Genomic DNA, 26,035 nt, shown 5'->3' with positions numbered 1-26,035 from the left:
TTTGTAGCTTAAGTTCGATTTTGAGGTGTGAATTAATGGAAAAAGAAAAGAAGATTAAATTAATTATTATTTTATTTATTTTTATATTTTTATTTTTTGTGACAAGAGACAGTGAAGAAATAGCCACTAAGGATCAAAGTAGTATTGAGATATTTGCTAGTGATAGTGTGGAGTGACTGTGTTAATGGAAATATGAATGAGTTGTCTGATATAATGAATTTATTAGGGAGAGAACTTAACTAGTTTTATAATATTTAAGTAAAAAAAAGGATTTTGGAGAGTTATGTAGAATATATATTTTGTACAACGTAAATATTTTAATGGGGTGATTAACATGGTTAAACTTTATTATTGCGCAAATTGCAAGAAAATTCACGACAATCCGACTAAATGTGTAGCTTGTGAGAACGACAGAATAAAAGAACTGACTATTGGCACTCCCGTAAACGTCATTGGAACAAAGACAAAAGGTAATGTACATAAGATTCGAGAAGGTGAGGTTGAGCTTCGCGTGATCAACCCAGAATCAAGAGAAAAATCCATTAAGAAATATAAACATGATGAAATTCGCAAGGTCTTATAATTCAATATAATACCAAATAAAAGGGATAGTATGTTTGCTATCTCTTTTTTCTTATGATAAAATAAGAATAACGCTTACAGATATTAAGGAGAGTAAGACAGTGGATAATGGTGTAATAATTGAAGGATTAGTTACTGATTTAATCTATCATAATGAGGAGAATGGTTATACAGTTTGCGAAATAGAACTAGAAGAAGAAAAAATCATAGCTGTTGGTATATTACCTGGACTTCATCCGGGTGAAAACATAAAAGCAATAGGCGAGTGGAAGATTCATCCAACTTATGGTGATCAGTTCAGTATTGATTCCTACGAAAAGACAACGCCAAAGACAGTTCAATCCATTGAAAAGTATCTGGCTTCAGGTGTCATCAAAGGTATTGGTCCGGCACTTGCAAAGCGTATTGTTCAGAAGTTCAAAGAGGAGACTTTGAATATCATTGAACAACAGCCAGAAAAACTTGAAGAGGTAAAAGGTGTTAGTTTAACAAAAGCGCAACAAATAGGTGAAGTTTTCCATGATCAGAGAGAACTTCGTCAAGTTGTTATCTTTCTTCAAGACTATGGTATAACACCAGCTTACGCAATGAAGATCTATAAGAAATACCGTGAGCAAAGCATTGAACTTATTAAAGTAAATCCTTACCGATTGGCAGATGATATCCATGGTATTGGATTTAAAAAGGCGGATCATATCGCTAAATCTATGGGAATTGAACCTGGATCTCATCACCGTATAAAAGCTGCTATCAAGTATATCTTATCCCAATCAGCAGCCAATGGTGATACTTTTCAACCTGAGGAATTACTAAAAAAGAAAGTTGAAGGCTTGCTGGAAATCGAAATAGAGCTCATTGAAAATGCATTATTGGAACTACAAATGGCTAAACAAATTTACTGTGAAACAAGACAAGATGTTAAGCGTGTCTATCTCATGTCTTTTTATTATGCAGAGATTAATATAGCCAAGAAACTGTTGGAGTTAGCTGATGTACAGGATGAAATGGATGTCAAAGAAGCTGAAAAGTTCATTGATCAGATTGAGAAAAATAACGGAATTAGTTTAGCGAATAATCAAAGAGAAGCTGTTCGCGAGGCGATGACTAATGGGGTTTTAGTCATAACTGGTGGACCAGGTACAGGGAAGACCACTACTATTAATTCCATCATTTCTATGTTAGAGATGCAGGATAATGATATTTTATTAGCAGCGCCAACAGGTAGAGCAGCCAAGCGTATGACAGAAGCAACTGGTCGTGAAGCATTAACCATTCATCGTTTATTAGAAATTAATGCTTTTAGTGAATCCGGTAATTCTCAAATGTTTAACCGTAATGAAGAAAATCCACTGGAAGCAGATGTTATCATTGTGGATGAAGTATCTATGGTAGATACAATGCTGATGAACAGTTTACTAAAAGCGATTGTACCTGGGACAAGACTTCTTTTGGTTGGTGATGTAGATCAATTACCATCAGTGGGACCAGGAAATGTTCTAAAGGACATTATTGCAAGTGAAGGGATACCAGTAGTACGTCTGAATGAAATTTTTAGACAAGCTGGTGAAAGTGCTATTATTATCAATGCCCATCGTATCAATACAGGAGAATATCCAGAACTCAATATTAAGGATAAGGATTTCTTCTTTATGAAGCGTTCTGTGCAAGAAGAGGTCATTGGTACCATCATACAACTCATTAAAACAAGATTACCTAAGTTTGCAAAATGTTCATCAATAGAAGATATTCAGGTACTAACCCCTATGAGAAAGAGTCCGCTAGGTGTTGAACGACTCAATGAAGCTTTGCAAGAGGCTTTAAACCCACCTCATAAGAACAAGAAAGAAAAAGAATTTCGTCATGTTCTGTTGCGTGAAGGCGATAAAGTGATGCAAATAAAGAATAACTACAATATTTCCTGGAAAATATACAATAAATATGACTATCCTATTGATGAAGGTGTAGGTATATTTAATGGTGATGTGGGGAGAGTCAAAGAGATTAATGAGCGACTAGAAAAAGTTATTGTCCAATTTGATGACAAAAAAGTTGTGGAGTATGATTATAGTAATATGGATGAACTGGAACTGGCTTATGCAATTACTATTCATAAATCACAGGGAAGTGAACATCCAATCGTTATTTTACCTATTCATAGTGGACCTCCAATGCTTATGAGTCGTAATCTCTTATATACGGCTGTCACAAGAGCTAAACGCTATGTTGTCATAGTGGGTTTAGAGGAAACCGTTAAGAGAATGGTGGATAACAGGAGAGAAATTAATCGCTACGCATCTTTAAATGACCGTATTAAAGACATGAATGAACTACATCAAATGACTCTAAAATAATTCTTGCAGTAAGAGTTTGGTTTGGGAGAGGTAAATGATGAAGGTTTTTAATGGGTTACTGGATCTAATTTTTCCACCAAGGTGTTTACTTTGTGATGAGTTATTAACGGTAAAGGAGCGACATGTTTGTGAGGCTTGTGACATACATCGTTTCATTAATGATGGTCATCGATGTATCAAATGTGGAAGATTAGTTGACTCAGTGGAAGAGCGATGTGAGGTTTGTAAAGAAGTTGATTATTCTTTTGATCAAGGGTTTGCATTACTTCAATACGAAGGAATCATTCATACTACATTTTATCGATTAAAGTACGGGAAACGAAAAGAAATTGGTACAGCTTTTGGAAAAATGATGGCAAAGTATTTAGAAGATGAGATTGACCATCTTGATATTTCTGTCATTATACCCGTACCTTTGCATCCATCAAGAGAGATGCAAAGAGGTTATAACCAAGCTGGAGTTATTGCAAAGACATTAGCAAAAGAATTAAACCTACCCGTTGATATTAACTATCTTTTACGAATCAAAGCGACAAAACCACAGAGTTCACTTAATTTAAGAGGGCGGCAGAATAATCTGAAAAATGCTTTCAGTATATCAAACCAACAACAATATGAACAGGTGCTCCTAATCGATGATATTTATACATCAGGTAATACCATGGACCAATGTGCAAAAGTATTGAAGGAAGCTGGTACAAAAAAAGTATATTTTATAACTGCTGCAATTGCTAATCAACACAGATAATTATGCCGATATATTATATGATTAAGTTGCAGAAAGTATTTAGTTAAACTTACTGGGATTTAATCATTATATGGATAAGCTATTCAATAACTTACCGTTATTACTCTAGAAAAGAAGTAATATTAAAGAGCAAAAGTAGCTACGCTACATCTTCCTTTGGAAGTTTGTATCGTCGGGAAAGTTCCTTTAACATCAATTAACGGTTGCTAGTTGATTGATTGAATTATATGACTTTCCTATAAGAGTACAAAAGAAGAATATTATTTTATTCTTTACATAATACATATATAGTCAAGAGGATTCGGCATATTAGAAAATTTAGTGGGTAAAATAACTTGGAGGTGATGGCCGTGGCGGCTCGTCAATGTAGAAGATGTAGAGCATTATTTAATTACATACATGGAGATATTATTTGTCCAAAATGTAAAGACCAAGAAGAAGTAGATTTTAAAGTAGTACGTAAGTATTTAAGACAAAATCCAAAATCTACAATTCACCAAACAGTTAATGAAACAGAGGTAAATGTTCAGTTAATCAATAAATTCCTTCGTGAAGGACGTCTTGAAATAACAGATGATTCACCTATCGGTATTGATTGTCAGCGTTGTGGAGTTATGATTAAATCAGGGCAGTTTTGTGAAGATTGTCAAAATGAAATTAAAAAAGAGCTAAATGGCGCTGCAAATAGAGGTAATGAATTAAAGAAAAGATCTGGTGACTCAGAATACTCAAGTAAAGGTGCTAAAATGCATTATCTAAATAGAGACAATTAAAATGTTGATGAAAGTCTTGTAATGGAATTCGATTACAAGGCTTTTTCTTATTAACTAGAAAATAATCTTAAAATTGGAATAATCTTTATAACAATTAGATATAATGTTTACTTATTGACGTGTCGATATAATCATTGAATATAAATAAGGCGGTGGAAACACATGAAAATCAATGGGGTTAATAGAGTAACAAATATTTATAAGAATAATATGGTAAACAAAACTAATAAAGTTAATCAAGCGAAATCGAAAGATACTGTAGAGTTATCTTCAGTAGCTAAAGATTTTCAAGTAGCTAGGGAGATGGGCAAAAAGGTTCCAGACGTACGTATGGAAAAAGTTGAAGAGATTAAAGCGATGATGCAATCGAACAACTACAATATTGAAGGTAAAGAAGTAGCTAAGAAAATGGTAGAATCAGGATTTGATGTTCAGATCTAATATTTTAATATTAAGAGGGGATGACAATGGCAAGTTTAATGAATGACTTGACTAGTAATCTTAAAGAACAATTGGCATGTTATAAAAGCTTATTGCAACTCCAGCAAGTGAAATCAGAAGTGATTATAGCCAACGTCATTGAAGACCTACAAAAGGTTTCAGCAGTAGAACGAGAATTAGTTGGTAGAGTTTCAAGACTTGAAAGAGAACGAGAGCGACTAATAAAGGATATTGCCATTGTACTTAATAAGAAAGAAAAAGATTTATCAATACTCCGCCTGGCTGAATTAATTGGTCAAGATAAAACTGAAAGTAAACAACTTATTGAAATTAGAGAAAAGTTATTAGATACTATACAAGAATTAAAAGGGAAGAATACACAAAACGCAAATCTCGTTGATCAGGCATTAAATTATGTTGACTTTACTATGAATGCATTGCAGACAAGTAGAGTTATGCCAAGTGCTTCTGCTTATGCTGGTAAAGGACAAGCGGTTGAACAACAGTCTGGACAACGTTACTTTGATGCAAAACAGTAAGAGGTGATTTTATGGCTATTATGGGTAGTTCATTGTCCAGTGCCGTATCTGGATTAAGTGCAAGTCAGAGAGCGTTAGAGGTTACTGGCCATAACGTCACGAATGCTGAAACTCTGGGATATACGCGACAACGTGTTAATCAAAGCGATAGTCATTATTCTCTATTTGGATTTTCTGGTCAACAAGAGCTTCTTGTTGGTACGGGTGTAAGTATTCAAGAAGTAGCTCAAATCAGAGATATGTTTCTTGATATGTCCTATCGTGATGAAGCAAGTACCATGAAGTTTTATGAAGCGCAAATGTACGGTGTTAGCGAGTTAGAATCCATTCTTGGTGAAACTGTAGGAGGTACAAGCTTTTCAGATATCATAGGAAACATGTGGGAAACGCTTAATGAATTAAGTAAACATCCTGAAGGCTTAGAAGCAAGAGCTTCCTTTGTTCAGAGTGCAGTGCTATTCGTTGATCAAGCTAACCAAATTCAAGATCAAATGTATGATTACCAATATATGCTTAATGATAAAGTGAATAACCTAGTAGATGAAGTTAACGATATATCGGAACAAATTGTTCAACTTAATGCTATTATAGCAGAAGCTGAAGCGGGTGGTGTCAGTGCCAACGACTACAGAGATGAAAGAAATAATCTATTAGATCGTTTAAGTGAAATTATTGATATTAAATACCATGAAGAACCTAATGGTAGCGTAGTAGTTAATGCTGAAGGTTATACAATGATTGATGGTACCTCTTACGTTGAAATGGATACAGTTGTTACTGATCCAAATGCACCATTATCTAAACCTGTTTGGAAAGATACAAATATCGATGTTTTCTATGGTGATATAGATCCGGATAACAATGAGGATAAAGGGGAATTGAAAGGTATCCTAGCACTAAGAGGGGATAGTAATGTTGATTACACCTATCTAGAAGATAGTACTAAATATGAGGAGATTGAAGACTCTATACTTATGAAGACAATGGCTGAATTTGATTATCTTATACATCATATAACAAGTACAATCAATAGTATTGTAACGACGAATACCTATGGGTTAGATGGAACAGCAGGGGAACCTTTATTTTTACCAGTAAAAGATCTCACAGGGAATGCTGATGATGATTTAAAAGCAGGGAACATTATGATTAATGAAGATATATTAAATGATGTCGCTAAGCTGGGGTTAACAAGAGATCCTTCATTACCAGGTGATAACACCGTTGTATTGGAAATTATTGAAGCGTGGAATGAAGATAGTTTAAAAATTAATCCTAATGCGGATTATGATTTAAGTATAAATAATTTCTATAGTTCAATGGTTGCCGAATTAGGTGGAGCAGGAACTAATGCTATAACTCATTATGAAAGTCAAAGTATGTTGGTTAATCAAATTAATAACCAACGTTTAAGTATTATGGGAGTATCAACTGATCAAGAACTAACGAATATGATTATGTATCAGCAGGCCTATAATGCCAATGCTAAAGTCATAACGGTTATAGATGAAATGATAGATTCTTTAATGAATTTGTAAATATGGCACTAGAGTAATAATTAGAATTGAGGTGAAACGCGTGTCTTTTTTTGGATTGAGTGTTGCAACACAAGGGTTGTATACAGCAAGAGGAGCTCTTGATGTAACAGCTCATAATATATCTAATGCTGAAACAGATGGTTATAGCCGTCAACAAGCTGTGCAACAAGCGGCTCGTCCTATTGATAATGGAACTAATATAGGGATGTGGGGTACCGGTTCGGAAATAATTGAAGTATCACGAATTCGTGATGAGTACTTCGACTATAAATACTGGGATTCCAATACATTACTTGGTGAGTATGAATCTAAAGCTTTACATATGGGGCAAATAGAAATCATGTTTAATGAACCTTCTGATTCTGGTTTCACTACGAGTTTCAATAATTTCTTTGATTCTTTACAGGATTTATCTAAAAATCCTGCAGACCCTTCCTATAAGGCACAGACTGTTGGAATGGCTTCATCTTTTGCAGCTTACTTTAATACGGTTGCCACTAGTATGAATGAATATCAAAAGGATCTTAATCAAGAAGTAAAACAGCTCGTTGGTGAGATTAACGATATTGCTTCGCAAGTCGCTAAGCTTAATGACCAAATCTATACCTTAGAGTTGAGTGGACTAAAGGCTAATGATCTAAGAGATCAACGTGATTTGCTTGTTGATGAGCTATCAGGAATTGTGCCAGTTGATGTGAGCTATATTGAAGATGCTCATGGCTATGAAGAGATGGTTTTAAAAATCAACGGTGAAACATTAGTACATCATAATGATTATAATACTTTAGAGATAGTAGAAAGGGATTATAAGAAGAACCCTGAGGATGCAGATGGGTTATTTGATGTTAACTGGAGTAACGGTAATCCTTTTGATATTAACCATAGTAATATGTCAGGTGAATTAAAAGCCATTATCGATGTGAGAGATGGTAATAATGGTGCTAATTTTAACGGTGGAGTAAAGCAGTATGATGAAACCACTGGTGAAATGGTGATAGAGGGAATTAATCGATTTGATATATTACCTTCTGGAGAAATAGAAATTGATGGTGTAGCTTATAAATATACTGTTAGCAGTTATAATGATACGGATAATGAAATGACTATTATACTTACTGATAAACCACCTGCTGCTGACATAACTATTGGTGGTGATGCAGAAATTGGTGAATCTTTAACCTGTAAAGGTATTCCTTACTATATGCAGAAATTAAATGAATTCGTTAGAACATTTGCTGAAGAGTTTAATCAAATACATATGCAAGGGCAATTAGAAGATGGAAGCTATGCTCAAGAATTTTTTGTTACTGAGGATATTAATAATGGCGGCGGTTCTTCAATGGACTTAAATGACCCTTATAGCTATACTCAAATCACAGCACAAAACTTTGCAGTTTCAAGTGAAATTGAAGAGGATCATACAAAATTTGCTACGTCTTATTCTGTGACTAATGGGGAAAGCGATAATCAATTGATTCTTGATTTGAGTGGTATTAAAGATGGAAGTGCATTTAGTAACAGCGATCCAGCTAACTACATGGAGATGTTAATAGCAGATGTAGGTATTGATACGATGAAAGCTAATACTTTCTACAGTAATCAAAACTCTATTAATCACACCATAGAGAATCAACGATTATCATTTTTAAGTGTAGATCTCAATGAAGAATCCATGAATATGGTGAAGTACCAGCAAGCCTATAATGTTGCAGCGAAGATGATTAGTGTATTCGATGAAATCTGTGACACCACTATTAATGGCTTAATCCGATAATTATAAAATAAGATTAGAAATGGTTCAGGAGATGATTGATCATGCGTGTAACCAATCAAATGGTAACCAATAATACGATGCTCTATCTGAATAATACCCAATCTAATATGCTTGATATTCAACAGCAATTAACGACAGGAAAAAAGATTGGTAAACCTTCAGATGACCCTATAGTAGCGGTAAGAGCACTAAAGCTAAAAACTGATGTTTCTGAAATTAGTCAATATAGTAGGAATGTGGATGATGCAACGTCTTGGATAGATGTGACAGAACAAGCGCTAATTAACATGACTGATATGTATAAAAGAGTTCGAGAGTTGACAGTCCAAGGTTCTTCAGGTACCTATACATACGAAGATCATGTTAAAATGCTAGAAGAAATCAAACAACTGAATGAACAGTTGGCCCATGAAGGAAATATAACCTATGCGGGGCGTTATATTTTTTCCGGATATAAAACGGATACCCCACTTATTTATACAGAGGATGTAACACGGGAAGTAGATCTTGAAGAAACATTTGCTCCATCAGACATATATCCTGAGCACGTGGTTTATGGTGGAGATCCTACTAATCCGACTGACCATCCAGAGGAAGCTGATGTCTATAAATTACGATTAGCTTATGATGATGTAAGTAATGTAACTACAGATCCTGTATATACAGTAGATAATTCGTTTACCTCTGAAACAATTGATTACGGAAGTTTAGTTGATGGTACTGTATATGTATTAGAGGATACTGGTGAATTAGTATTTAATGAAGTAACAGCAAATACCTTAAAGACTTCAGATGTCAAGGTATCCTATAAAAAGACTAGCTTCGAAGACGGTGATCAAGTACCAGATCATTATTACAAATTTAACGAGCATCATAGTGAAAGTATTGAGAAAGTTGGTACAACTATAAAGTTAACGAATATCCCTATTGATCCAGCTAGTGTCACAAGTATTAGCGTCGGAGGTACTCCTATTACTGGAACAATTGCGTTTGCTCCTGCAACATCATCTGTACCAGCCAATGGTGCATTAGTAAATATTGAGACTGGAGAAATCACTTTTGATGGAGGAATAGCTGATGATACAGTATCGATTGATTATGAATCTATAGTTGATGGAACTATTGATCAAGATATTGAATATGAAATCAGTATAGGACAAACCATGGATGTTAATACTCTAGGAAAAGATGTATTAACAACAGAAAGTATAAGAGATCTGGAACAACTAATAAATAATATTGAATACAATGTAGCAAAAATAAGTGAGTATGAAGATCAAATTGAAGTGGTTAATAATGATAATACTCTCTCTGAGGAAGCGAAACAAGAAAAAATTGAAGATTTAGAAGCCTCAATAAGAGTTTATTCTGATCAGATTAATAATTATTATGATGATATGACGACTAATGTAGATAATGCTATGAAACAACTAGCCAATGAAACGGCTGTAGTGGGTAGTAAAGCTAATCGTCTAGAATTAACAGCTAATCGTCTAGAAGATGATAGTATTAACTTTACAGAGTTATTATCTAAGACAGAGGATATTGATATGACAGAAACTATTATTGAATTACAGAGTAATCAAGTGGTCTATAACGCATCATTGATGGCTACATCTCAGATAGTACAACAATCACTCATCGATTTCTTAAGATAAATGAAATAAAATGTGTTAAACTAAAAGATAAGAAGCCTGCTATATGCAGGCTCATGTTTTAGGAGGAAAAAGTATGGAAATAAAGACTAGAAATTTTGGTACTATTGAAATAGAAGATGATCAAATACTTACATTTGAAGATGGTATTCCTGGTTTTGAAAAACTAAATAAGTTCGCGCTTATAAATGATAAAAAAGATTATCCATTTGCTTTTTTGCAATGCGTAAGTGATGGTGATATTTCCTTAACAATTATCAATCCGTACGACTTGATTAAAGATTACAGTTTTGAAGTCGATGATACACTGATCGAGAACTTGGGACAGATTAAAGAAAATAATTTAGCCATCTATGTAGTCGTAGTAATTCCTGATAATATAGAAAAGATTACAGCAAACTTAAAAGCACCGATTATAATTAATATTGAGGCTAAAAAAGGAATTCAAGTAGCATTAAGGAATGATAACTATCAAATTAAGCATCCTGTTTTTAATGAACTTCTAGCATGCTTGAGTACAGAGGAGGAGGAAATATGCTAGCTCTAAGCCGTAAAAAAGATGAATCAATTATTATTGATAGCAATATTGAAATAGTAGTTTTAGACATAAGCGGTGATCAAGTAAAGCTAGGCATAAGGGCACCTAAACATATTTCAATTCATAGGAAAGAAATATACCTTCAAATTCAACAGGAAAATACTATGGCAGCAAAAGTTCCATTAACTGAAGAGAAATTGGTAGAGTTAAAAAATAAACTAAAAAAAATATAAATTATACTAAAGGTCTACAAAATAATATACGATATATATAATGTAAAGATAGTGGTAGGCCACCACCAAGAAACTAAAAAATTAATTTTGTTCTCTGCAAGGATGCGGAGACGTAATATCAAGGAGGAGTTTTTTTATGGTAATTAATCATAATATGTTAGCTATTAACACAACTAATGCTTTAAGTCGTACTTCTGGTACACAAGCAAAATCAATGGAGAAGTTATCATCTGGTTTAAGAATTAATCGTGCTGGTGATGATGCAGCTGGTTTAGCAATCTCAGAAAAAATGAGAGGACAAATCAGAGGTTTAGAGCAAGCTTCTAGAAATGCTCAAGATAGTATTTCACTTGTTCAAACTGCAGAAGGTGCATTACAAGAAACTCAATCTATTCTTCAAAGAATGAGAGAATTAGCAGTTCAATCATCTAATGATACTAATGTACAAGCTGATAGAGATGCGATTCAAGCAGAAGTTGACCAATTAGCTACAGAAATTACAAGAATTGCTGATACTTCAGAATTCAATACTCAAAGCTTATTAGATGGTACTTTCAAAGGTACATTCCAAATCGGTGCAAATAAAGGTCAACAAATGGAATTAACAATTAACAAAATGGATTCAGAAACATTAGGTGTAGCTGCTAATGAAGGGGTTAAGTATGGTGAAACCACTGGAGCCGCTGATAATGGTATAACTGGAGATGCTACTTTTGATGTTGTAAAATTAGATGCGTCTGTTGATGTAAATGATGGTACTGACCCTTCAGCATATACAGTTAATTATGTTCTTAAAAATCAAGAAACTGGACAAGTAGAAGCTGTTAGTAATGATGGACAAAATTATTACGCATTAGGTGCTGCAACAGATGAAGCTAGCTTAGCCACTGCAACTATTACTGGTGATGTTGATAACAGTGGTGGTGGTGGTGCTGTAACTGGATTCGTATTCACTGATAAAGTTGTATCAGGTACAGTAACTTCTGATGCAGCTGGTACTGTAGTAACAGGAACTAACACAGTTGATTTCCAAGCTGGCCAATCTTTAAGCTCAGGCGAGTATACCGTAGTAGATACTACACATGCTTTAGTAGGTGCAGGATTTGGTTTAATTGATTCAAATGGAGAATTAGTTGCTGTTTCTGATAATAATAACGCTCTCGTTACAAATAATGGTGGTGAGTGGACAAATGTTGCTGGAGATAAGTTGATGTTTGACTCTGCTGGTACATTCGCTGCTGGTGATACTCTGAAAGTGACTGGAGAAGGTGGTATCGATATATCCTCTCAAACAGCAGCAAATAGTGCTATTGAAACTATTAATGATGCTATTACAACAGTTTCTTCACAAAGAGCCAACTTAGGTGCTGTTCAAAACAGATTAGAGCATACTATCAATAACCTTGATACTTCAGCTGAGAACTTACAATCTGCTGAATCTCGTGTTCGTGACGTTGATATGGCTAAAGAAATGGTTCAATTAACTAAGAACAATATTTTACAACAAGCAGCTCAATCAATGTTAGCACAAGCTAACCAAGCTCCACAAGGTGTATTATCTTTATTAAGATAACTATAAATATAAGCCGAGTAATCAGACTCGGCTTTTTTTAATAATTATATAAAAATCTTAAAAAAGACTAAAGTCTCAAATAAAAAAGACGAAATATATTATAGAAGCAATTTAATAGTAATGAATAATTAAAAATCAAGGATGACAAAAATCTTATAATTACTGCAGGATGCAGGTGATTTATAAGAAGATTTGTTATACCTTGATTTTTTTGTTTTTTAGGTAGGAAAATAATTTAGATCGCTTAAATGTAATAGTAAGGTGATTCAAGGAGGAGTACCATGTTAGTTTTAGGAAGAAAACCAGGAGAGTATGTCATGATTGGTGACAGTGTTCGTGTAGAAGTTGTAAAAAGCAAGGAAGGTGATTTACGACTTGCTATAGATGCTCCTAGAGAGGTAGCTATTACGCGTGGGGAAATTTATGAAGCGAAGCAAATAAAAACAATGAAGTAAATTACATAACACTAGCTCAAGGATGAGTGAGTAAAACTGTTGCTGCAGGATGCAGTTAAGGGGTCAGTTTTACTTACTCATTCTTTTTTTATTATAAAGTTCTAATGAGTTATGTAGGATCTCCAAAAACCCGGGAATGGAGTTCTTAACATATATGCATTGTGAAAATGGAAGTTCACAACAATATTAAAATTACAAGGAGGTTTTATTATGGTAATCAATCATAATATGTTAGCAATTAACACAACTAATGCATTAGGAAGAACTACTGGTGCACAATCAAAATCAATGGAAAAATTATCATCTGGCTTAAGAATTAACAGAGCTGGTGATGACGCAGCTGGTTTAGCTATCTCAGAGAAAATGAGAGGACAAATCAGAGGTTTAGAGCAAGCTTCTAGAAATGCGCAGGATGGTATTTCTATGGTACAAACTGCTGAAGGTGCTTTAAATGAAACACAATCCATTCTTCAAAGAATGAGAGAATTAGCAGTACAATCATCAAGTGATACATTAGTTCAAACAGATAGAGATAAAATCCAAGCGGAAGTTGATCAATTAGCAACAGAAATCACAAGGATTTCGAATACAACTGAATTCAATACTCAAAATCTATTAAATGGTGGACTTGATTCTACAACTACTAATGGAAGCGATGTTACATTTCATATAGGAGCGAATGAAGGACAGCAATTAACTTTTGGTATTTCAGCAATGGATGCAGAATCTTTAGGAGTTGCTAGTGACAGCACTACTGGTACTGTATCAGGTGCTACAGATGTAACAGATGCTACTGTATCAGGAAGTGCGGCAGCTGTAACGGATGGTAATACAGTTACTGTTAGTACTGTAGCAGTTGCAGCAACTGCTGGTGATGTAGTAGGTGCCACAACGTATGCGAATATCGCCGCTTTAAACACTGCTTTAGGTGACTGTTCAACTACTAATAAAACTATTGAGATTTCTGTAGATGGTGGAGCAACTCAAACAATCACTTTCGATGCTGATTATTCTGGTGGTGGCGCTTTTGCTGACTGGACAGCATTTGAAACATTTGTTGATGGTCAGCTTACTGGAGCAACTGTTACTGGTGCTGATGGTGCTGGATTTACATTCACAAGTTCTTCAACTGGAGCAAGTAGCTCCGTTTCAATTACTTCAGACCCTGATAGTATCACTGGTGCAGGTACTGAAACTGCAGGTACTGACACATCATATACTGTAACACTATCAGATGGAGCAAGTACGGATTCTGTTATAACAGGTTTAGCAGGTACTGAAACTAGTATTTCTGGTACTGGGGACTTTGCTGGCTTTACGTTAACAACAGATGGAGCTTTTGATGAGAACTTAGCTGCAACAATTACTGTGGGTGTAGCAACATCATCTGCTGCTTCTATTGCATCTGATGGAACAGTTACTGACGCTGTAGTTGCTAGTGGTATAGATGTTTCTTCAAGAACTGCTGCTGATGCTGCTATCACGACTATAAATGATGCTATTGATACTGTTTCAGAAGAACGTTCAAAATTAGGTGCTCTTCAAAACAGATTAGATCATACTATTAATAACCTAGATACATCTGCAGAGAACTTACAATCTGCTGAATCACGTATTCGTGACGTTGATATGGCTGAAGAAATGGTTGAGTTAACTAAAACTAATATTTTACAACAAGCTGCTCAGTCCATGTTAGCTCAAGCTAATCAAAATCCGCAAGGTGTATTATCTTTATTAAGATAATTATATAGTATATGATGTGTTTGAGAGGATAGCATTGCTATCCTCTTTTTAATGCGTCTAATTTTTATAAGGAAATAAAGAGATATCATATAGTTCTAAAGTAACGCTAGACGTAAACCGATAAAATAGATAAGGGATACACAATGGAAGGAGGTCCGTTGACTATTAGCCGGCGGGATAGACTATGGAAATTAATAATGGGGTAAATATTAGTTCGTCAAAAAATACTGCACAGGCAAACACAAATATCGAAAGAAAATCAACCTTAAATAATGTAACTACAAGTCAATATCTAGTTAAGCAGAACAAAGAAGGAACAACTCAGGATGGTTTGATACCAGCTGTTGAAGAAAGAACTGTGGTGAGAGCTATCGAAGAAGCTAACAAAAAATTAGTTGGTAGTAATAAAGAAATGCGCTTATCTATTCATGAAGAAACAAAGAAAATTAATATTAAAATAATTGATAAGGATACTGATGAAGTGATCAAGGAATATCCGCCAGAAAAGCTTTTAGATATTTTTGCAAGAATGATTGAACTTTCTGGTCTTATTGTCGATGAAATGAGGTGATGGAATGTCAACTATACGTTTTTCAGGTATGGCATCAGGGATTGATACCGAATCCATGGTGACAGAGTTAATGAAAGCTGAAGAAACAAAAATGGATAATTTGGAAAAAGATCTTCAAATGTTGGAATGGCAAAAAGAAGCTTGGGAAGAAGCTAATGCTAAGATTTATGAATTCTACACAAATGACTTGTATAAAATGAAGCAACAAAGTACATACATGAAAAATAATGCTACGGTTAGTGATACAGGTATTATGCAGGTTACAGCAGGTGCAACAGCCATTAAAGGTGTTCATGGATTTAATGTGACACAATTAGCTAAAGGGTCTTATTTAACAGGTAAACTAACAAGTACAGCTGACAATAGCACTACTATGAGTACATTAAGCGCAGGAGCATTTGCGAGTTCTGATGATATTACATTAAAGGTGAGTACTGACGGTGGTACTACTGAGACTGAGGTAACGATTAATAAAGATGATACGATGGCAGAAGTGGTGGAGAAATTGAATACCGTTTCTGGAATAAATGTGAGTTTTGATGATGAATTCGATACTTTATTCTTTGCTACTGAAGATACAGGTGCAGACCAAACGATTCAAATAAATACAAGTGATGCAGATGGAGATCAATTATTACAAGCTTTTGGCTTTGGTCTAGTTAATACTGCGACAGGGACGACAGGGGATAACTTACAATTTACTTACCAAGGGGAGACATTCGAAACAAGTGATAATAATGTCAGTATTAATGGCATGGAGATTTCTTTCACTGGAACTGGTACAACAAATGTGGTTATTGAACAAGATGTTGACGCTATTTATAATGAAATAAAAAGTTTTATTGAAAGCTATAATGAATTAATAACGTATATAAATGAAAAGGTCTATGCTGACGATGCCGATGGTTATGAACCTTTAACCGATGAAGAAAAAGAAAGCATGACTGATGATCAGATTGAGATATGGGAAGATACGATTAAAGACTCTCTTTTAAGACGTGATAGTACTCTGATGTCGTTAACAACAAGTATGCGTGAAGATTTAACGAATGAAAATGCTTCAGCAGGCTCTACTTTTGAATCTTTGAGTATGTTGGGGATTGTTACTGGTGACTATACTGAAAGAGGATTACTTCATATTAATGGGGATGAAGATGACCCGCTTTATGGAGCGCTAGAAAACGATTTAAAGGAAGCAATTGAAAGTGATCCTGAAGAAGTGGCGAAGTTATTTAGTCAAATAGCCGAAGACATTTACAATGATCTTACAGATCGCATGGCTTCAACAGACCTTAGTAGTGCTTTTACTATTTATAATGATAAACAAATGGATAGTGATATTGAAGATATAGAAGATGAGATGGAAGATATGGAAGATTACTTGATCATGATTGAAGATCGCTATTACAGTCAATTTACAGCAATGGAGCAAGCAATTATGCAATTAAATCAACAGAGTGCATCGCTTACATCCATGTTAGGAGGTTCATAAGAAGTATGGTCAATAATCCTTATAGTGCATATAAAAATAACTCAGTGCTGACAGCATCCCCCGAAGAGCTAACATTAATGCTATATGAAGGAGCTATCAAATTTTCAAATCAAGCTATTGTCGCAATTGAGCAAAAAGATATTCAAAGGACCCATAATTTAATTATCCGAGTTGAGGATATAATATCTGAGTTAAGAGTAACATTGAATAAAGATTATCCAATTGCTGAACAACTTGACCAAATTTATGATTATCTGCTAAGGAGGCTTACGGAAGCTAACTTTAAAAAGGATAAAGAAATCATAGAAGAAGTTAATGAGCATATCCGTGAGTTAAGAGATACATGGAAAGAAGCTATGAAAATCGCAAAAGTAGGTAAGGTTTAAGAGGTGATAGGATGAAAAATCAGCAAGTGAATATTCTACTGGATGCTCTAAAGAATAAGAAACTTTTTTATGAAAAAGTTTATGACTTAACTTTAGATCAAAACATCCTATTAAATGATGGAAAGTCCTCAAAGTTTAATATTGAAAAGTTTGAAGGCTATATGCAAAGTAAAGAAACCTACATTAACAAGATTAATGATTATGATGAAGGCTTTAATGCTTTCTACGATAACGTTAAGGAAGAACTTCATCTTAATATGCAAACATATTCAGAAGAGATCAGAGAAATGCAAGGGCTAATAAAGGACCTAACTGAGCTAAGTGTTCGGATTCAAAATTTAGAGATGAAAAACAAGCAATTGTTAGATGCTACTTTAATTAAGGAAAGGAAGGAAATTTCTAATTTCCGTAAATCACAAAATACCATATCAGCTTATGATAAGGTTATGAAGAAAGTGATTCCTAACCAATCCTTTTTCTTAGATCGTAAGAAGTAATTTATACTATTATATGTAGAAACGGTCTGTAATTAGAAGAATCGTTTCTACATGATATGTATAATAGCTATTGGAATATCTTTCAATGGAATAAATCATTGATTAATTGGCAATTATATCTTATAATGAGTAATTGAATAAGACGTATGACAAAAAGATTGTTAGTACTTAATGTTTTTACTTGACTAAGCTAGAGTATTGTGTTATAGTAGGAAGGTGAAAAACGAGGGTTCTTTTTTTATGCCCAAATTTTTAACTTTATCTGTTTATTTAAACAGATTTAGCACAATAATTTTGACAGATGCTACAATCTTTAAGTGGAGGTGGAAGTTGTGAGAACAAAAATCACATTAGAATGTACGGAATGTAAACGCCGTAACTACAACACTACTAAAGACAAGAGAAATCATCCAGAGAGAATGGAAACTAAAAAGTACTGCAGATTCTGCAAAACACACACTAATCACAAAGAAACAAAATAGGTATTGTTGCTTTTAAATGTTACATGCTGTTTTAAGTGGGGAGTAATATTCAACACTCCATCAGCTTAATAACAGGGAGGAGTGAAAAATATGAAATCTATATTAAAGGGCTTAAGAGGGGAATTCAAAAAAATTGTATGGCCTAATCCAAAAGAGCTATCAAAGAAAACAATTACTGTATTAGTAGTGGTTACAATTTGTGCGCTTCTTATTAGTGTTATTGACATGGTCTTACAATCAGGTGTTACTTTAATATCAAATATCTTTTAATGAAAAAGGATGGTTTTATGTCTCAAGACACAAGATGGTACGTTGTGCACACTTATTCTGGATATGAGAATAAAGTGAAGGCCAACATTGAAAAAATAATTGAAAATAGAAATATGCATGATCAAATTCACGAAGTAATCGTACCTCTTCACGATGTGACCGAAGAAAAAAACGGTAAACGTAAAACTGTTCAGCGTAAAGTATTCCCAGGTTATGTACTATGCAAAATGATCATGAATGATGATACATGGTATGTCGTAAGAAATACGAGAGGTGTTACAGGGTTCGTTGGACCTGGTTCAAAGCCTGTACCTTTAACTGAGGAAGAAATTAAGAACATGGGAATTGATATGTCATCAGTTTCTATCGGTGTTGAAATCGGTGAAGTGATTAAAGTTACTTCTGGACCTTTTGAGGGCTCAGTCGGTGGAGTCACCGAGATACATGAGCATAAACATACGGTTATTGTTCAATTATCCATCTTTGGTCGGGAAACACCTGTTGAACTTGATTATACTCAGATTGAAAAAATGTAGCCCAAGATGCTTATGTAAATTATTCAGGAGGTGTATTTAATAATGGCTAAAAAAGTAACAGGAATGATTAAACTTCAAATTCCTGCTGGAAAAGCTACTCCAGCGCCACCAGTTGGTCCAGCGTTAGGACAACATGGTGTGAACATTATGCAATTCACAAAGGAATTTAACGCAAAAACAGCTAACCAAGCGGGTATGATTATCCCGGTTGTAATTACAGTATACCAAGATAGAAGTTTTTCTTTTATCACTAAAACCCCACCAGCAGCAATTTTAATTAAAAAAGCATGTAATATCCAATCTGGTTCTGGCGTACCTAACAAAACTAAGGTTGCAACAATCTCTAAGGAAAAAGTGAAAGAAATCGCAGAATTAAAAATGCCTGACTTAAATGCTGGTAGCTTAGAAACAGCTATGAGTATGATTGCTGGTACAGCAAGAAGTATGGGTGTTGTTGTAGAAGACTAGTCTTTAGTATTAAAGAATCAATCTTTTCGTGCAAAAGTGGGAGGGATAATCTCCCCGATAATACCACAAGGAGGTCTCGTAATGAAAAGAGGAAAAAGATATTTAGAAGTAAGAAAATTAGTTGATCCGGTTAAATTATATGAAGCGAAAGAAGCTGTAGGTCTTGTTCAAGATACAGCTAAAGCTAAATTCGACGAAACAGTAGAAGCTCACATCAAATTAGGTGTTGATGGTCGTCATGCAGATCAACAAGTTCGTGGCGCAGTTGTATTACCAAACGGAACTGGTAAAACTGTTAAAGTATTAGTTTTCGCTAAAGGCGAAAAAGCTAAAGAAGCAGAAGCAGCAGGAGCTGATCATGTAGGTGCAGAGGAATTAATTCCTAGAATCCAAAACGATGGATGGTTAGATTTCGACGTAGTAGTTGCTACACCTGATATGATGGCGGTTGTTGGTCGTTTAGGTCGTGTGTTAGGTCCTAAAGGCTTAATGCCAAACCCAAAATCTGGTACGGTTACAATGGACGTTACTAAAGCTATTAATGAAATCAAAGCTGGTAAGGTTGAGTATCGTTTAGATAAAACTAATATTATTCACGTTCCAATCGGTAAAGCATCATTTGGAACTGAAAAGTTATTAGACAACTTCCACACACTTATGAATGCTATTATTAAAGCTAAACCAGCTGCGGCTAAAGGTCAATACTTACGTAGCGTTTCTATTAGCTCAACAATGGGTCCTGGTATCAAAATTAATCCTGCAAAGATTAACGAAGAATAAAAAACCATTGACAGGCAGTTCGATCTATGATAGAATTGCTATGGTTTGAAATAGAGCACAATTTCATATTGTTGCTGTAGACAGTAGGTGCGTATGCATAACGTAGATCAACCTACCGAGGTGAGACGATTCAGAAGATATTTCTTCGGAAAGTTTCTTAAGGTAATAAATAACCTCTCTGTCTATGGCGGAGAGGTTTTATATATGGTGAAGTGGTTCGATGCCACTGAGCTTTTAGAATGTAGGATGATAGTTATTACCTAGGATATGGAGGTGAAAACGTGGCAAAAGTAGAACAAAAACAAGTTGTTATTGATGAAATTAAAGAAAAATTAAACAATGCTAGTTCTGTAGTATTAGTAGACTACCGTGGTCTTACAGTAGAAGAAGATACTGAGCTTCGTAAAGCATTAAGAGAAGCTGGTGTTGAATACAAAGTATTCAAAAACACAATGATGAGCTTTGCATTTAAAGATAGTCAATTCGACGAGTTAAGACAACACTTAGCAGGTCCAAGCGCTATTGCTATTTCTTATGATGATGCAACAGCAGGTCCTAGAAACTTAAATGATTTTGCTAAGAAATATGAAGCATTAGAATTTAAAGCTGGTGTAGTTGAAGGAGTTTACTATGATGAGGCTGGAATGAAAGCAGTTGCTGCTATTCCATCAAGAGACGAATTACTTTCTCGTTTACTTGGCAGCTTCCAATCACCAATGGCTTCCTTTGCTCGTGTTATTAAGCAAATCGCTGAAAAAGAAGAAGCATAAGATATTATTAAATAATTAAACTAAAAAAATATTTTTGAAAATTATTCGGAGGTGTAAGATCAATGGCAAAATTAACAACTCAAGAAATCATTGATGCTATTAAAGAACTTTCTGTTCTAGAATTAAATGAATTAGTAACAGCATGTGAAGAAGAATTTGGTGTATCAGCAGCAGCTGGCGTTATGGTAGCTGGTCCTGCAGCAGGTGGTGCAGCAGAAGAGAAGACTGAATTCGACGTTGAATTAACAGACGCTGGTTCACAAAAAATTAAAGTAATCAAAGCAGTTCGTGGTGCAACTGGCTTAGGCTTAAAAGAAGCTAAAGATTTAGTTGAAAGTGCTCCTAAAGTATTCAAAGAAGGTTTAGCTAAAGAAGAAGCTGAAGCTTTAAAAGAAGAATTAGAAGCAGTAGGCGCAAAAGTAACTTTAAAATAATCTCTTTCCATAATCAAATAAAATCTCCTGAGTTATCAGGAGATTTTGTTTTGAAAAGGGAAAGTTTTGAACCACTTTTGAGCTATGCATAGAAAACTACCATTTCTAACATGATACTCTCTTTTCTGTGTCTAGTTGAGAGGTGGACTGCATACATTTGTTATGTTTTGTATTGATTTTGGTATAAGAGATCATTAGTTTGGAAATAATTTGTATGTATATTTCGCAACTTTTATCAACAGTTTAGAAATTATGTGATATCTATATTTTCGACATTCCAATTTATTAATTATTGGAAATAAAAAAAATGTGCATAAAAAACACATTTTATCATAGAAATTACTTGACATGTTTACGTCGTTGTGATATTATTTTATATTGCATTACGTTGCTTAATTATTACTTTACATTAGTCATCATAACATAGATTTTAGTAACTTGCAATAATGATTTAAAAAAATTGTTAAAGATGACGAAAAAATTACAAAGTTTTTAATGTTGTAATTTTAATATAAATAACCAAGGGGTGAAACGTATCATGGAGAAAAATAGGATTAAACCTCTAAAGGTTGGTAGGCGTGTAAGAATGTCTTACGCGAAGAAAAAAGAAGTTCTTGATATGCCAAATTTACTTGAAGTTCAAAAGAACTCCTATCAATGGTTTTTAGACGAAGGACTTTTGGAAGTATTTAATGATATTTCCCCAATCACTGATTACAGTGGAAATCTTGTTCTAGAATTAGTTGATTTTGATTTAACTGGCGACCCTAAATACCCAATTGATGAGTGTAAAGAAAGAGATGCTACATTTGCAGCTCCTCTTAAGGTTAAAGTCAGATTAATCAATAAAGAAACTAATGAAATTAAAGAACAAGAAATTTTTATGGGTGATTTCCCACTCATGACTGATACAGGAACCTTCATAATTAATGGTGCTGAACGTGTTATTGTCAGCCAGCTCGTTCGTTCACCAGGCATTTACTATAACATTGACTTTGATAAAGTTGGTAAGCGACTTTTCTCTGCCACTGTTATACCAAACAGAGGAGCATGGTTAGAATATGAGACAGATTCTAATGATATTTTCTATGTGCGTGTAGATCGTACTAGAAAAATACCTGTTACTGTACTTATTCGTGCACTTGGTGTTGGAACAGATGCTGAAATCATCGATTTATTTGGTGAAGAACCTAAGATTATGGCTACTATTGAGAAGGACAGTACAAAGTCAAAAGAAGAAGGTTTACTCGAAGTCTATAAAAGGATTCGACCAGGTGAGCCACCTACAATTGACAGTGCAGATAGTCTTATTACATCTATGTTCTTTGACTCAAAGCGCTATAACTTAGCAAGAGTTGGACGTTATAAATATAATAAAAAGCTAGCATTAAAAGCAAAAATTACTGGTCTTAGAATTGCGGAACCAGTTATTAACAAAGCAACAGGCGAGGTCCTAGCTGAAGAGGACATAAGAGTAACGGAAGAGCTTGCGGATCAGATTCAAAATGCAGGTATTCCTTATGTATGGGTAAAAACCGAAGATGATAGAAATTTAAAAATTCTAAGTAACTTAGCTGTTGACATTAAATATCATTTAGAGTTAAGTGATGAAGAATTAAAAGCTGCAGGAATAAACGAAAAAGTTTATTATCCTGTATTAGAAGAAATATTAAATGAGTTTGATGATATGGAAGATATCAAAGAAGCTCTTAAAAAGAACAGTAGTAGACTTGTACCAAAACACATTACTATTGAAGATATTATGGCTTCTATTAACTACAATATTCACTTAGAGTATGGTTTGGGACATAAAGATGATATTGATCATTTAGGTAACAGAAGAATCCGTTCTGTAGGCGAACTTCTTCAAAATCAATTTAGAATTGGTTTATCAAGACTTGAAAGAGTTGTTCGTGAAAGAATGACCATTCAAGATCAAGAAGTTGTTACACCACAGGCATTAATCAATATTCGACCTGTTACAGCTGCTATTAAAGAATTCTTTGGTAGTTCACAGTTATCTCAGTTCATGGATCAGAATAATCCACTTGCTGAATTAACGAATAAGAGACGTTTATCAGCCCTAGGTCCTGGCGGTCTTTCGAGAGAGAGAGCTGGTTTCGAGGTTCGTGACGTACACCATTCTCACTATGGTCGTATGTGTGTTATCGAGACGCCAGAGGGTCCTAACATTGGTTTGATTAACTCTTTAGCAACTTATGCTAGAATTAACGAATATGGTTTCATTGAAGCTCCATATCGTTTAATTGATAAATCAGGTGATGAACCAGTTGTAACTACTGATGTTAAGTACTTTACGGCTGATGAGGAACTTGGAAAGCGTATTGCCCAAGCTAATGAGCCACTCGATGAAAATGGACATTTCGTTCACAAACGTGTCGGTGGTAGAAATAGTGGCGAAATCACTGAGATGGACTATAACACCTTAGATTTAATGGATGTTTCTCCTAAGCAAGTATTCTCTGTGGCAACATCTATGATTCCTTTCCTTGAGAATGATGATGCTAACCGTGCCTTAATGGGTGCCAACATGCAGCGTCAGGCCGTACCATTATTAATTACTGATTCATCGATTGTTGGTACTGGAATGGAACACAAGGTAGCAGTTGACTCAGGTGTTGTTATCGTTGCAAAGAACCCTGGAGTCATTGAAAGCGTATCAGCAGTAAAAATAGTAGTTAGAACTGCAGATGGTCATAAAGATGTTTATAAACTTCAAAAGTTCACAAGATCTAACCAAGGTACATGTATCAACCAAAGACCAATTGTTCAAAAAGGTGACCGTGTTGAAAAGGGTGAAGTTATTGCCGATGGTCCTTCAACATGGCAAGGTGAGATTGCTCTTGGTAAGAACCCATTAATTGGTTTCATGACTTGGGAAGGTTATAACTTCGAGGATGCGATCCTTTTAAGTGAAAGATTAGTTGCAGAAGATGTTTATACATCCTTACACATAGAAGAATATGAATCAGAAGCAAGGGATACGAAATTAGGTCCTGAAGAAATTACACGTGATATTCCTAATGTAGGTGACGATGCTCTTAAAGACCTTGATGAGAGAGGTATTATTCGTATTGGTGCCGAAGTACGTTCAGGAGATATCATGGTAGGTAAAGTTACACCTAAAGGTGAAACAGAACTTACTGCTGAAGAGCGTTTATTAAGAGCGATCTTTGGTGAAAAAGCAAGAGAAGTTAGAGATACTTCTTTAAGAGTACCTCATGGTGAATCTGGTATTATCGTAGACGTTAGAGTCTTTACTCGTGAAAACGGAGATGAATTACCACCAGGTGTTAACCAACTTGTTCGTTGTTATATCGCTCATAAGAGAAAAATCTCTGTTGGTGATAAAATGGCGGGTCGTCATGGTAACAAGGGTGTTATCTCACGTATTCTACCAGCTGAAGATATGCCATTCTTGCCAAATGGTCGCCCACTTGATATCGTTCTTAATCCGTTAGGCGTACCATCACGTATGAATATTGGTCAGGTCTTAGAAGTGCATTTAGGTTTAGCAGCTAAAGCTCTAGGCATTAAGATTGCAACGCCAGTGTTTGATGGTGCACATGAGAATGATATTATGGATACACTTGAAATGGCTAATGATTATGTCAATACGCCATGGGAAGATTTTGTAGATAAATATGGTGCTGACTTACATCCAGATGTATTAGAGTACCTTGAAGAAAATAAAGACCATCGTGAAGAATGGAAGGATGTTCCACTTTCAAGAGATGGTAAAGTATCATTACGAGATGGACGTAATGGTGAATACTTCGATAGCCGTGTAACAGTTGGTTACATGCACTACTTGAAACTTCACCACTTAGTAGATGATAAAATTCATGCTCGTTCAACTGGTCCTTACTCATTAGTAACTCAACAGCCATTAGGTGGTAAGGCACAATTCGGTGGACAGCGTTTTGGTGAGATGGAGGTATGGGCACTTGAAGCATATGGTGCTGCGTATACTCTTCAGGAGATCCTTACAGTTAAGTCTGATGACGTTGTAGGTCGTGTTAAGACTTATGAAGCAATTGTTAAAGGTGAAAATATCCCAGAACCTGGTGTACCAGAATCCTTTAAAGTATTATTAAAAGAATTACAGTCGTTAGCATTAGATGTTCGCGTTTTATCAAATGAAAATGATGAAGTTGCTATCAAAGAAAATGTTGATGATGTTGATGATTTGAACGTTAATATTGAAGGTACAGAAGATGGTCCAGATGCAAAGAAGGATTATCCACAACAGCAGGGGGCAAGACCTGAAGGTGAAGGTCAAAACTTTGATGATGTAGATGAATTCGATTTGGACTTTGACGATGGATTTAGCATTAGCGACGAACCATTATTTGATGATGAAGATTAAGGAAGGGGTGCCTACA

General features: G+C 34.9%; 27 protein-coding genes and 1 other annotated feature. All 27 genes read left to right on the top strand.

Annotated elements, in window-relative coordinates; all coding sequences use genetic code 11:
* Window positions 1–35 precede the first annotated feature (35 nt).
* The 27 genes from C1Y58_RS26480 (at window position 36) to rpoB (ending at window position 26,019) form a co-directional block, all read left to right on the top strand.
* Window positions 36–176, top strand: coding sequence for a hypothetical protein (locus C1Y58_RS26480; protein WP_157950121.1), 141 nt, complete (start codon window positions 36–38; stop codon window positions 174–176).
* 158 nt (window positions 177–334) lie between these two features.
* The gene (locus tag C1Y58_RS15320; RefSeq protein ID WP_105616957.1) at window positions 335–583 is read left to right on the top strand and encodes a hypothetical protein; all 249 of its coding nucleotides are present in this window, start codon (window positions 335–337) and stop codon (window positions 581–583) included.
* Window positions 584–683: 100 nt separating this feature from the next.
* Window positions 684–2,933 carry an SF1B family DNA helicase RecD2 gene (recD2, locus tag C1Y58_RS15315; RefSeq protein WP_105616956.1) on the top strand — a complete coding sequence of 750 codons (2,250 nt, stop codon included), beginning with the start codon at window positions 684–686 and terminating at the stop codon, window positions 2,931–2,933.
* A gap of 34 nt (window positions 2,934–2,967) precedes the next feature.
* A complete protein-coding gene (locus C1Y58_RS15310; protein ID WP_105616955.1) occupies window positions 2,968–3,681 on the top strand; it encodes a ComF family protein in 714 nt (237 codons plus the stop codon).
* A gap of 350 nt (window positions 3,682–4,031) precedes the next feature.
* Window positions 4,032–4,454 (top strand): MerR family transcriptional regulator, encoded by a 423-nt coding sequence (locus C1Y58_RS15305; RefSeq protein ID WP_105616954.1) that lies wholly within the window; start codon window positions 4,032–4,034, stop codon window positions 4,452–4,454.
* A gap of 162 nt (window positions 4,455–4,616) precedes the next feature.
* Window positions 4,617–4,895: a flagellar biosynthesis anti-sigma factor FlgM gene (flgM, locus tag C1Y58_RS15300; protein WP_105616953.1), complete on the top strand. Its 279-nt coding sequence runs from the start codon at window positions 4,617–4,619 to the stop codon at window positions 4,893–4,895.
* A 26-nt stretch (window positions 4,896–4,921) separates the two neighbouring features.
* A complete protein-coding gene (locus tag C1Y58_RS15295; protein WP_157950120.1) occupies window positions 4,922–5,434 on the top strand; it encodes a flagellar protein FlgN in 513 nt (170 codons plus the stop codon).
* A gap of 11 nt (window positions 5,435–5,445) precedes the next feature.
* Window positions 5,446–6,972 (top strand): flagellar hook-associated protein FlgK, encoded by a 1,527-nt coding sequence (gene flgK, locus C1Y58_RS15290; RefSeq protein WP_105616951.1) that lies wholly within the window; start codon window positions 5,446–5,448, stop codon window positions 6,970–6,972.
* A gap of 40 nt (window positions 6,973–7,012) precedes the next feature.
* Entirely contained in the window at window positions 7,013–8,746 is a 1,734-nt protein-coding gene (flgK, locus tag C1Y58_RS15285) for a flagellar hook-associated protein FlgK (RefSeq protein WP_157950119.1), read from the top strand.
* A gap of 41 nt (window positions 8,747–8,787) precedes the next feature.
* Complete coding sequence (flgL, locus tag C1Y58_RS15280) at window positions 8,788–10,404, top strand: flagellar hook-associated protein FlgL (protein ID WP_105616949.1); 1,617 nt, start codon at window positions 8,788–8,790, stop codon at window positions 10,402–10,404.
* A gap of 73 nt (window positions 10,405–10,477) precedes the next feature.
* Window positions 10,478–10,942, top strand: a complete 465-nt coding sequence (gene fliW, locus C1Y58_RS15275; protein WP_105616948.1) for a flagellar assembly protein FliW — start codon at window positions 10,478–10,480, stop codon at window positions 10,940–10,942.
* A complete protein-coding gene (csrA, locus tag C1Y58_RS15270; RefSeq protein ID WP_105616947.1) occupies window positions 10,936–11,172 on the top strand; it encodes a carbon storage regulator CsrA in 237 nt (78 codons plus the stop codon). Before fliW ends, csrA begins: the two co-directional genes overlap by 7 nt.
* A gap of 136 nt (window positions 11,173–11,308) precedes the next feature.
* Window positions 11,309–12,745, top strand: a complete 1,437-nt coding sequence (locus C1Y58_RS15265; RefSeq protein WP_105616946.1) for a flagellin N-terminal helical domain-containing protein — start codon at window positions 11,309–11,311, stop codon at window positions 12,743–12,745.
* Between the two features lie 281 nt (window positions 12,746–13,026).
* A complete protein-coding gene (locus C1Y58_RS15260) occupies window positions 13,027–13,200 on the top strand; it encodes a carbon storage regulator (RefSeq protein WP_105616945.1) in 174 nt (57 codons plus the stop codon).
* Between the two features lie 210 nt (window positions 13,201–13,410).
* Entirely contained in the window at window positions 13,411–14,943 is a 1,533-nt protein-coding gene (locus C1Y58_RS27060) for a flagellin N-terminal helical domain-containing protein (protein WP_105616944.1), read from the top strand.
* A gap of 184 nt (window positions 14,944–15,127) precedes the next feature.
* On the top strand, window positions 15,128–15,514 hold the full coding sequence (locus tag C1Y58_RS15250) for a flagellar protein FlaG (RefSeq protein WP_105616943.1): 387 nt from the start codon (window positions 15,128–15,130) through the stop codon (window positions 15,512–15,514).
* Between the two features lie 4 nt (window positions 15,515–15,518).
* On the top strand, window positions 15,519–17,006 hold the full coding sequence (fliD, locus tag C1Y58_RS15245; RefSeq protein ID WP_105616942.1) for a flagellar filament capping protein FliD: 1,488 nt from the start codon (window positions 15,519–15,521) through the stop codon (window positions 17,004–17,006).
* A 5-nt stretch (window positions 17,007–17,011) separates the two neighbouring features.
* Entirely contained in the window at window positions 17,012–17,392 is a 381-nt protein-coding gene (gene fliS, locus C1Y58_RS15240; RefSeq protein ID WP_105616941.1) for a flagellar export chaperone FliS, read from the top strand.
* Between the two features lie 11 nt (window positions 17,393–17,403).
* Window positions 17,404–17,889 (top strand): hypothetical protein, encoded by a 486-nt coding sequence (locus C1Y58_RS15235; RefSeq protein WP_105616940.1) that lies wholly within the window; start codon window positions 17,404–17,406, stop codon window positions 17,887–17,889.
* 332 nt (window positions 17,890–18,221) lie between these two features.
* Window positions 18,222–18,371, top strand: a complete 150-nt coding sequence (gene rpmG, locus C1Y58_RS15230) for a 50S ribosomal protein L33 (protein ID WP_105616939.1) — start codon at window positions 18,222–18,224, stop codon at window positions 18,369–18,371.
* Between the two features lie 90 nt (window positions 18,372–18,461).
* Complete coding sequence (gene secE / locus C1Y58_RS15225; RefSeq protein WP_105616938.1) at window positions 18,462–18,641, top strand: preprotein translocase subunit SecE; 180 nt, start codon at window positions 18,462–18,464, stop codon at window positions 18,639–18,641.
* A gap of 17 nt (window positions 18,642–18,658) precedes the next feature.
* Window positions 18,659–19,177 (top strand): transcription termination/antitermination protein NusG, encoded by a 519-nt coding sequence (gene nusG / locus C1Y58_RS15220; protein WP_105617096.1) that lies wholly within the window; start codon window positions 18,659–18,661, stop codon window positions 19,175–19,177.
* Window positions 19,178–19,219: 42 nt separating this feature from the next.
* Entirely contained in the window at window positions 19,220–19,645 is a 426-nt protein-coding gene (gene rplK / locus C1Y58_RS15215) for a 50S ribosomal protein L11 (protein WP_105616937.1), read from the top strand.
* Between the two features lie 81 nt (window positions 19,646–19,726).
* Window positions 19,727–20,425, top strand: a complete 699-nt coding sequence (gene rplA / locus C1Y58_RS15210) for a 50S ribosomal protein L1 (RefSeq protein ID WP_105616936.1) — start codon at window positions 19,727–19,729, stop codon at window positions 20,423–20,425.
* A 56-nt stretch (window positions 20,426–20,481) separates the two neighbouring features.
* Window positions 20,482–20,637, top strand: a sequence feature (ribosomal protein L10 leader region).
* Window positions 20,638–20,706: 69 nt separating this feature from the next.
* Window positions 20,707–21,195, top strand: a complete 489-nt coding sequence (rplJ, locus tag C1Y58_RS15205) for a 50S ribosomal protein L10 (RefSeq protein ID WP_105616935.1) — start codon at window positions 20,707–20,709, stop codon at window positions 21,193–21,195.
* A gap of 62 nt (window positions 21,196–21,257) precedes the next feature.
* A complete protein-coding gene (gene rplL / locus C1Y58_RS15200) occupies window positions 21,258–21,629 on the top strand; it encodes a 50S ribosomal protein L7/L12 (protein WP_105616934.1) in 372 nt (123 codons plus the stop codon).
* A gap of 538 nt (window positions 21,630–22,167) precedes the next feature.
* Window positions 22,168–26,019 (top strand): DNA-directed RNA polymerase subunit beta, encoded by a 3,852-nt coding sequence (gene rpoB / locus C1Y58_RS15195; protein WP_105616933.1) that lies wholly within the window; start codon window positions 22,168–22,170, stop codon window positions 26,017–26,019.
* The last annotated feature ends 16 nt before the right edge of the window (window positions 26,020–26,035 follow it).

The organism is Vallitalea okinawensis (assembly GCF_002964605.1).
GTDB classification, from domain to species: domain Bacteria; phylum Bacillota; class Clostridia; order Lachnospirales; family PQDH01; genus Vallitalea_A; species Vallitalea_A okinawensis.
This window is presented reverse-complemented; position numbering and strand designations above follow the sequence as displayed.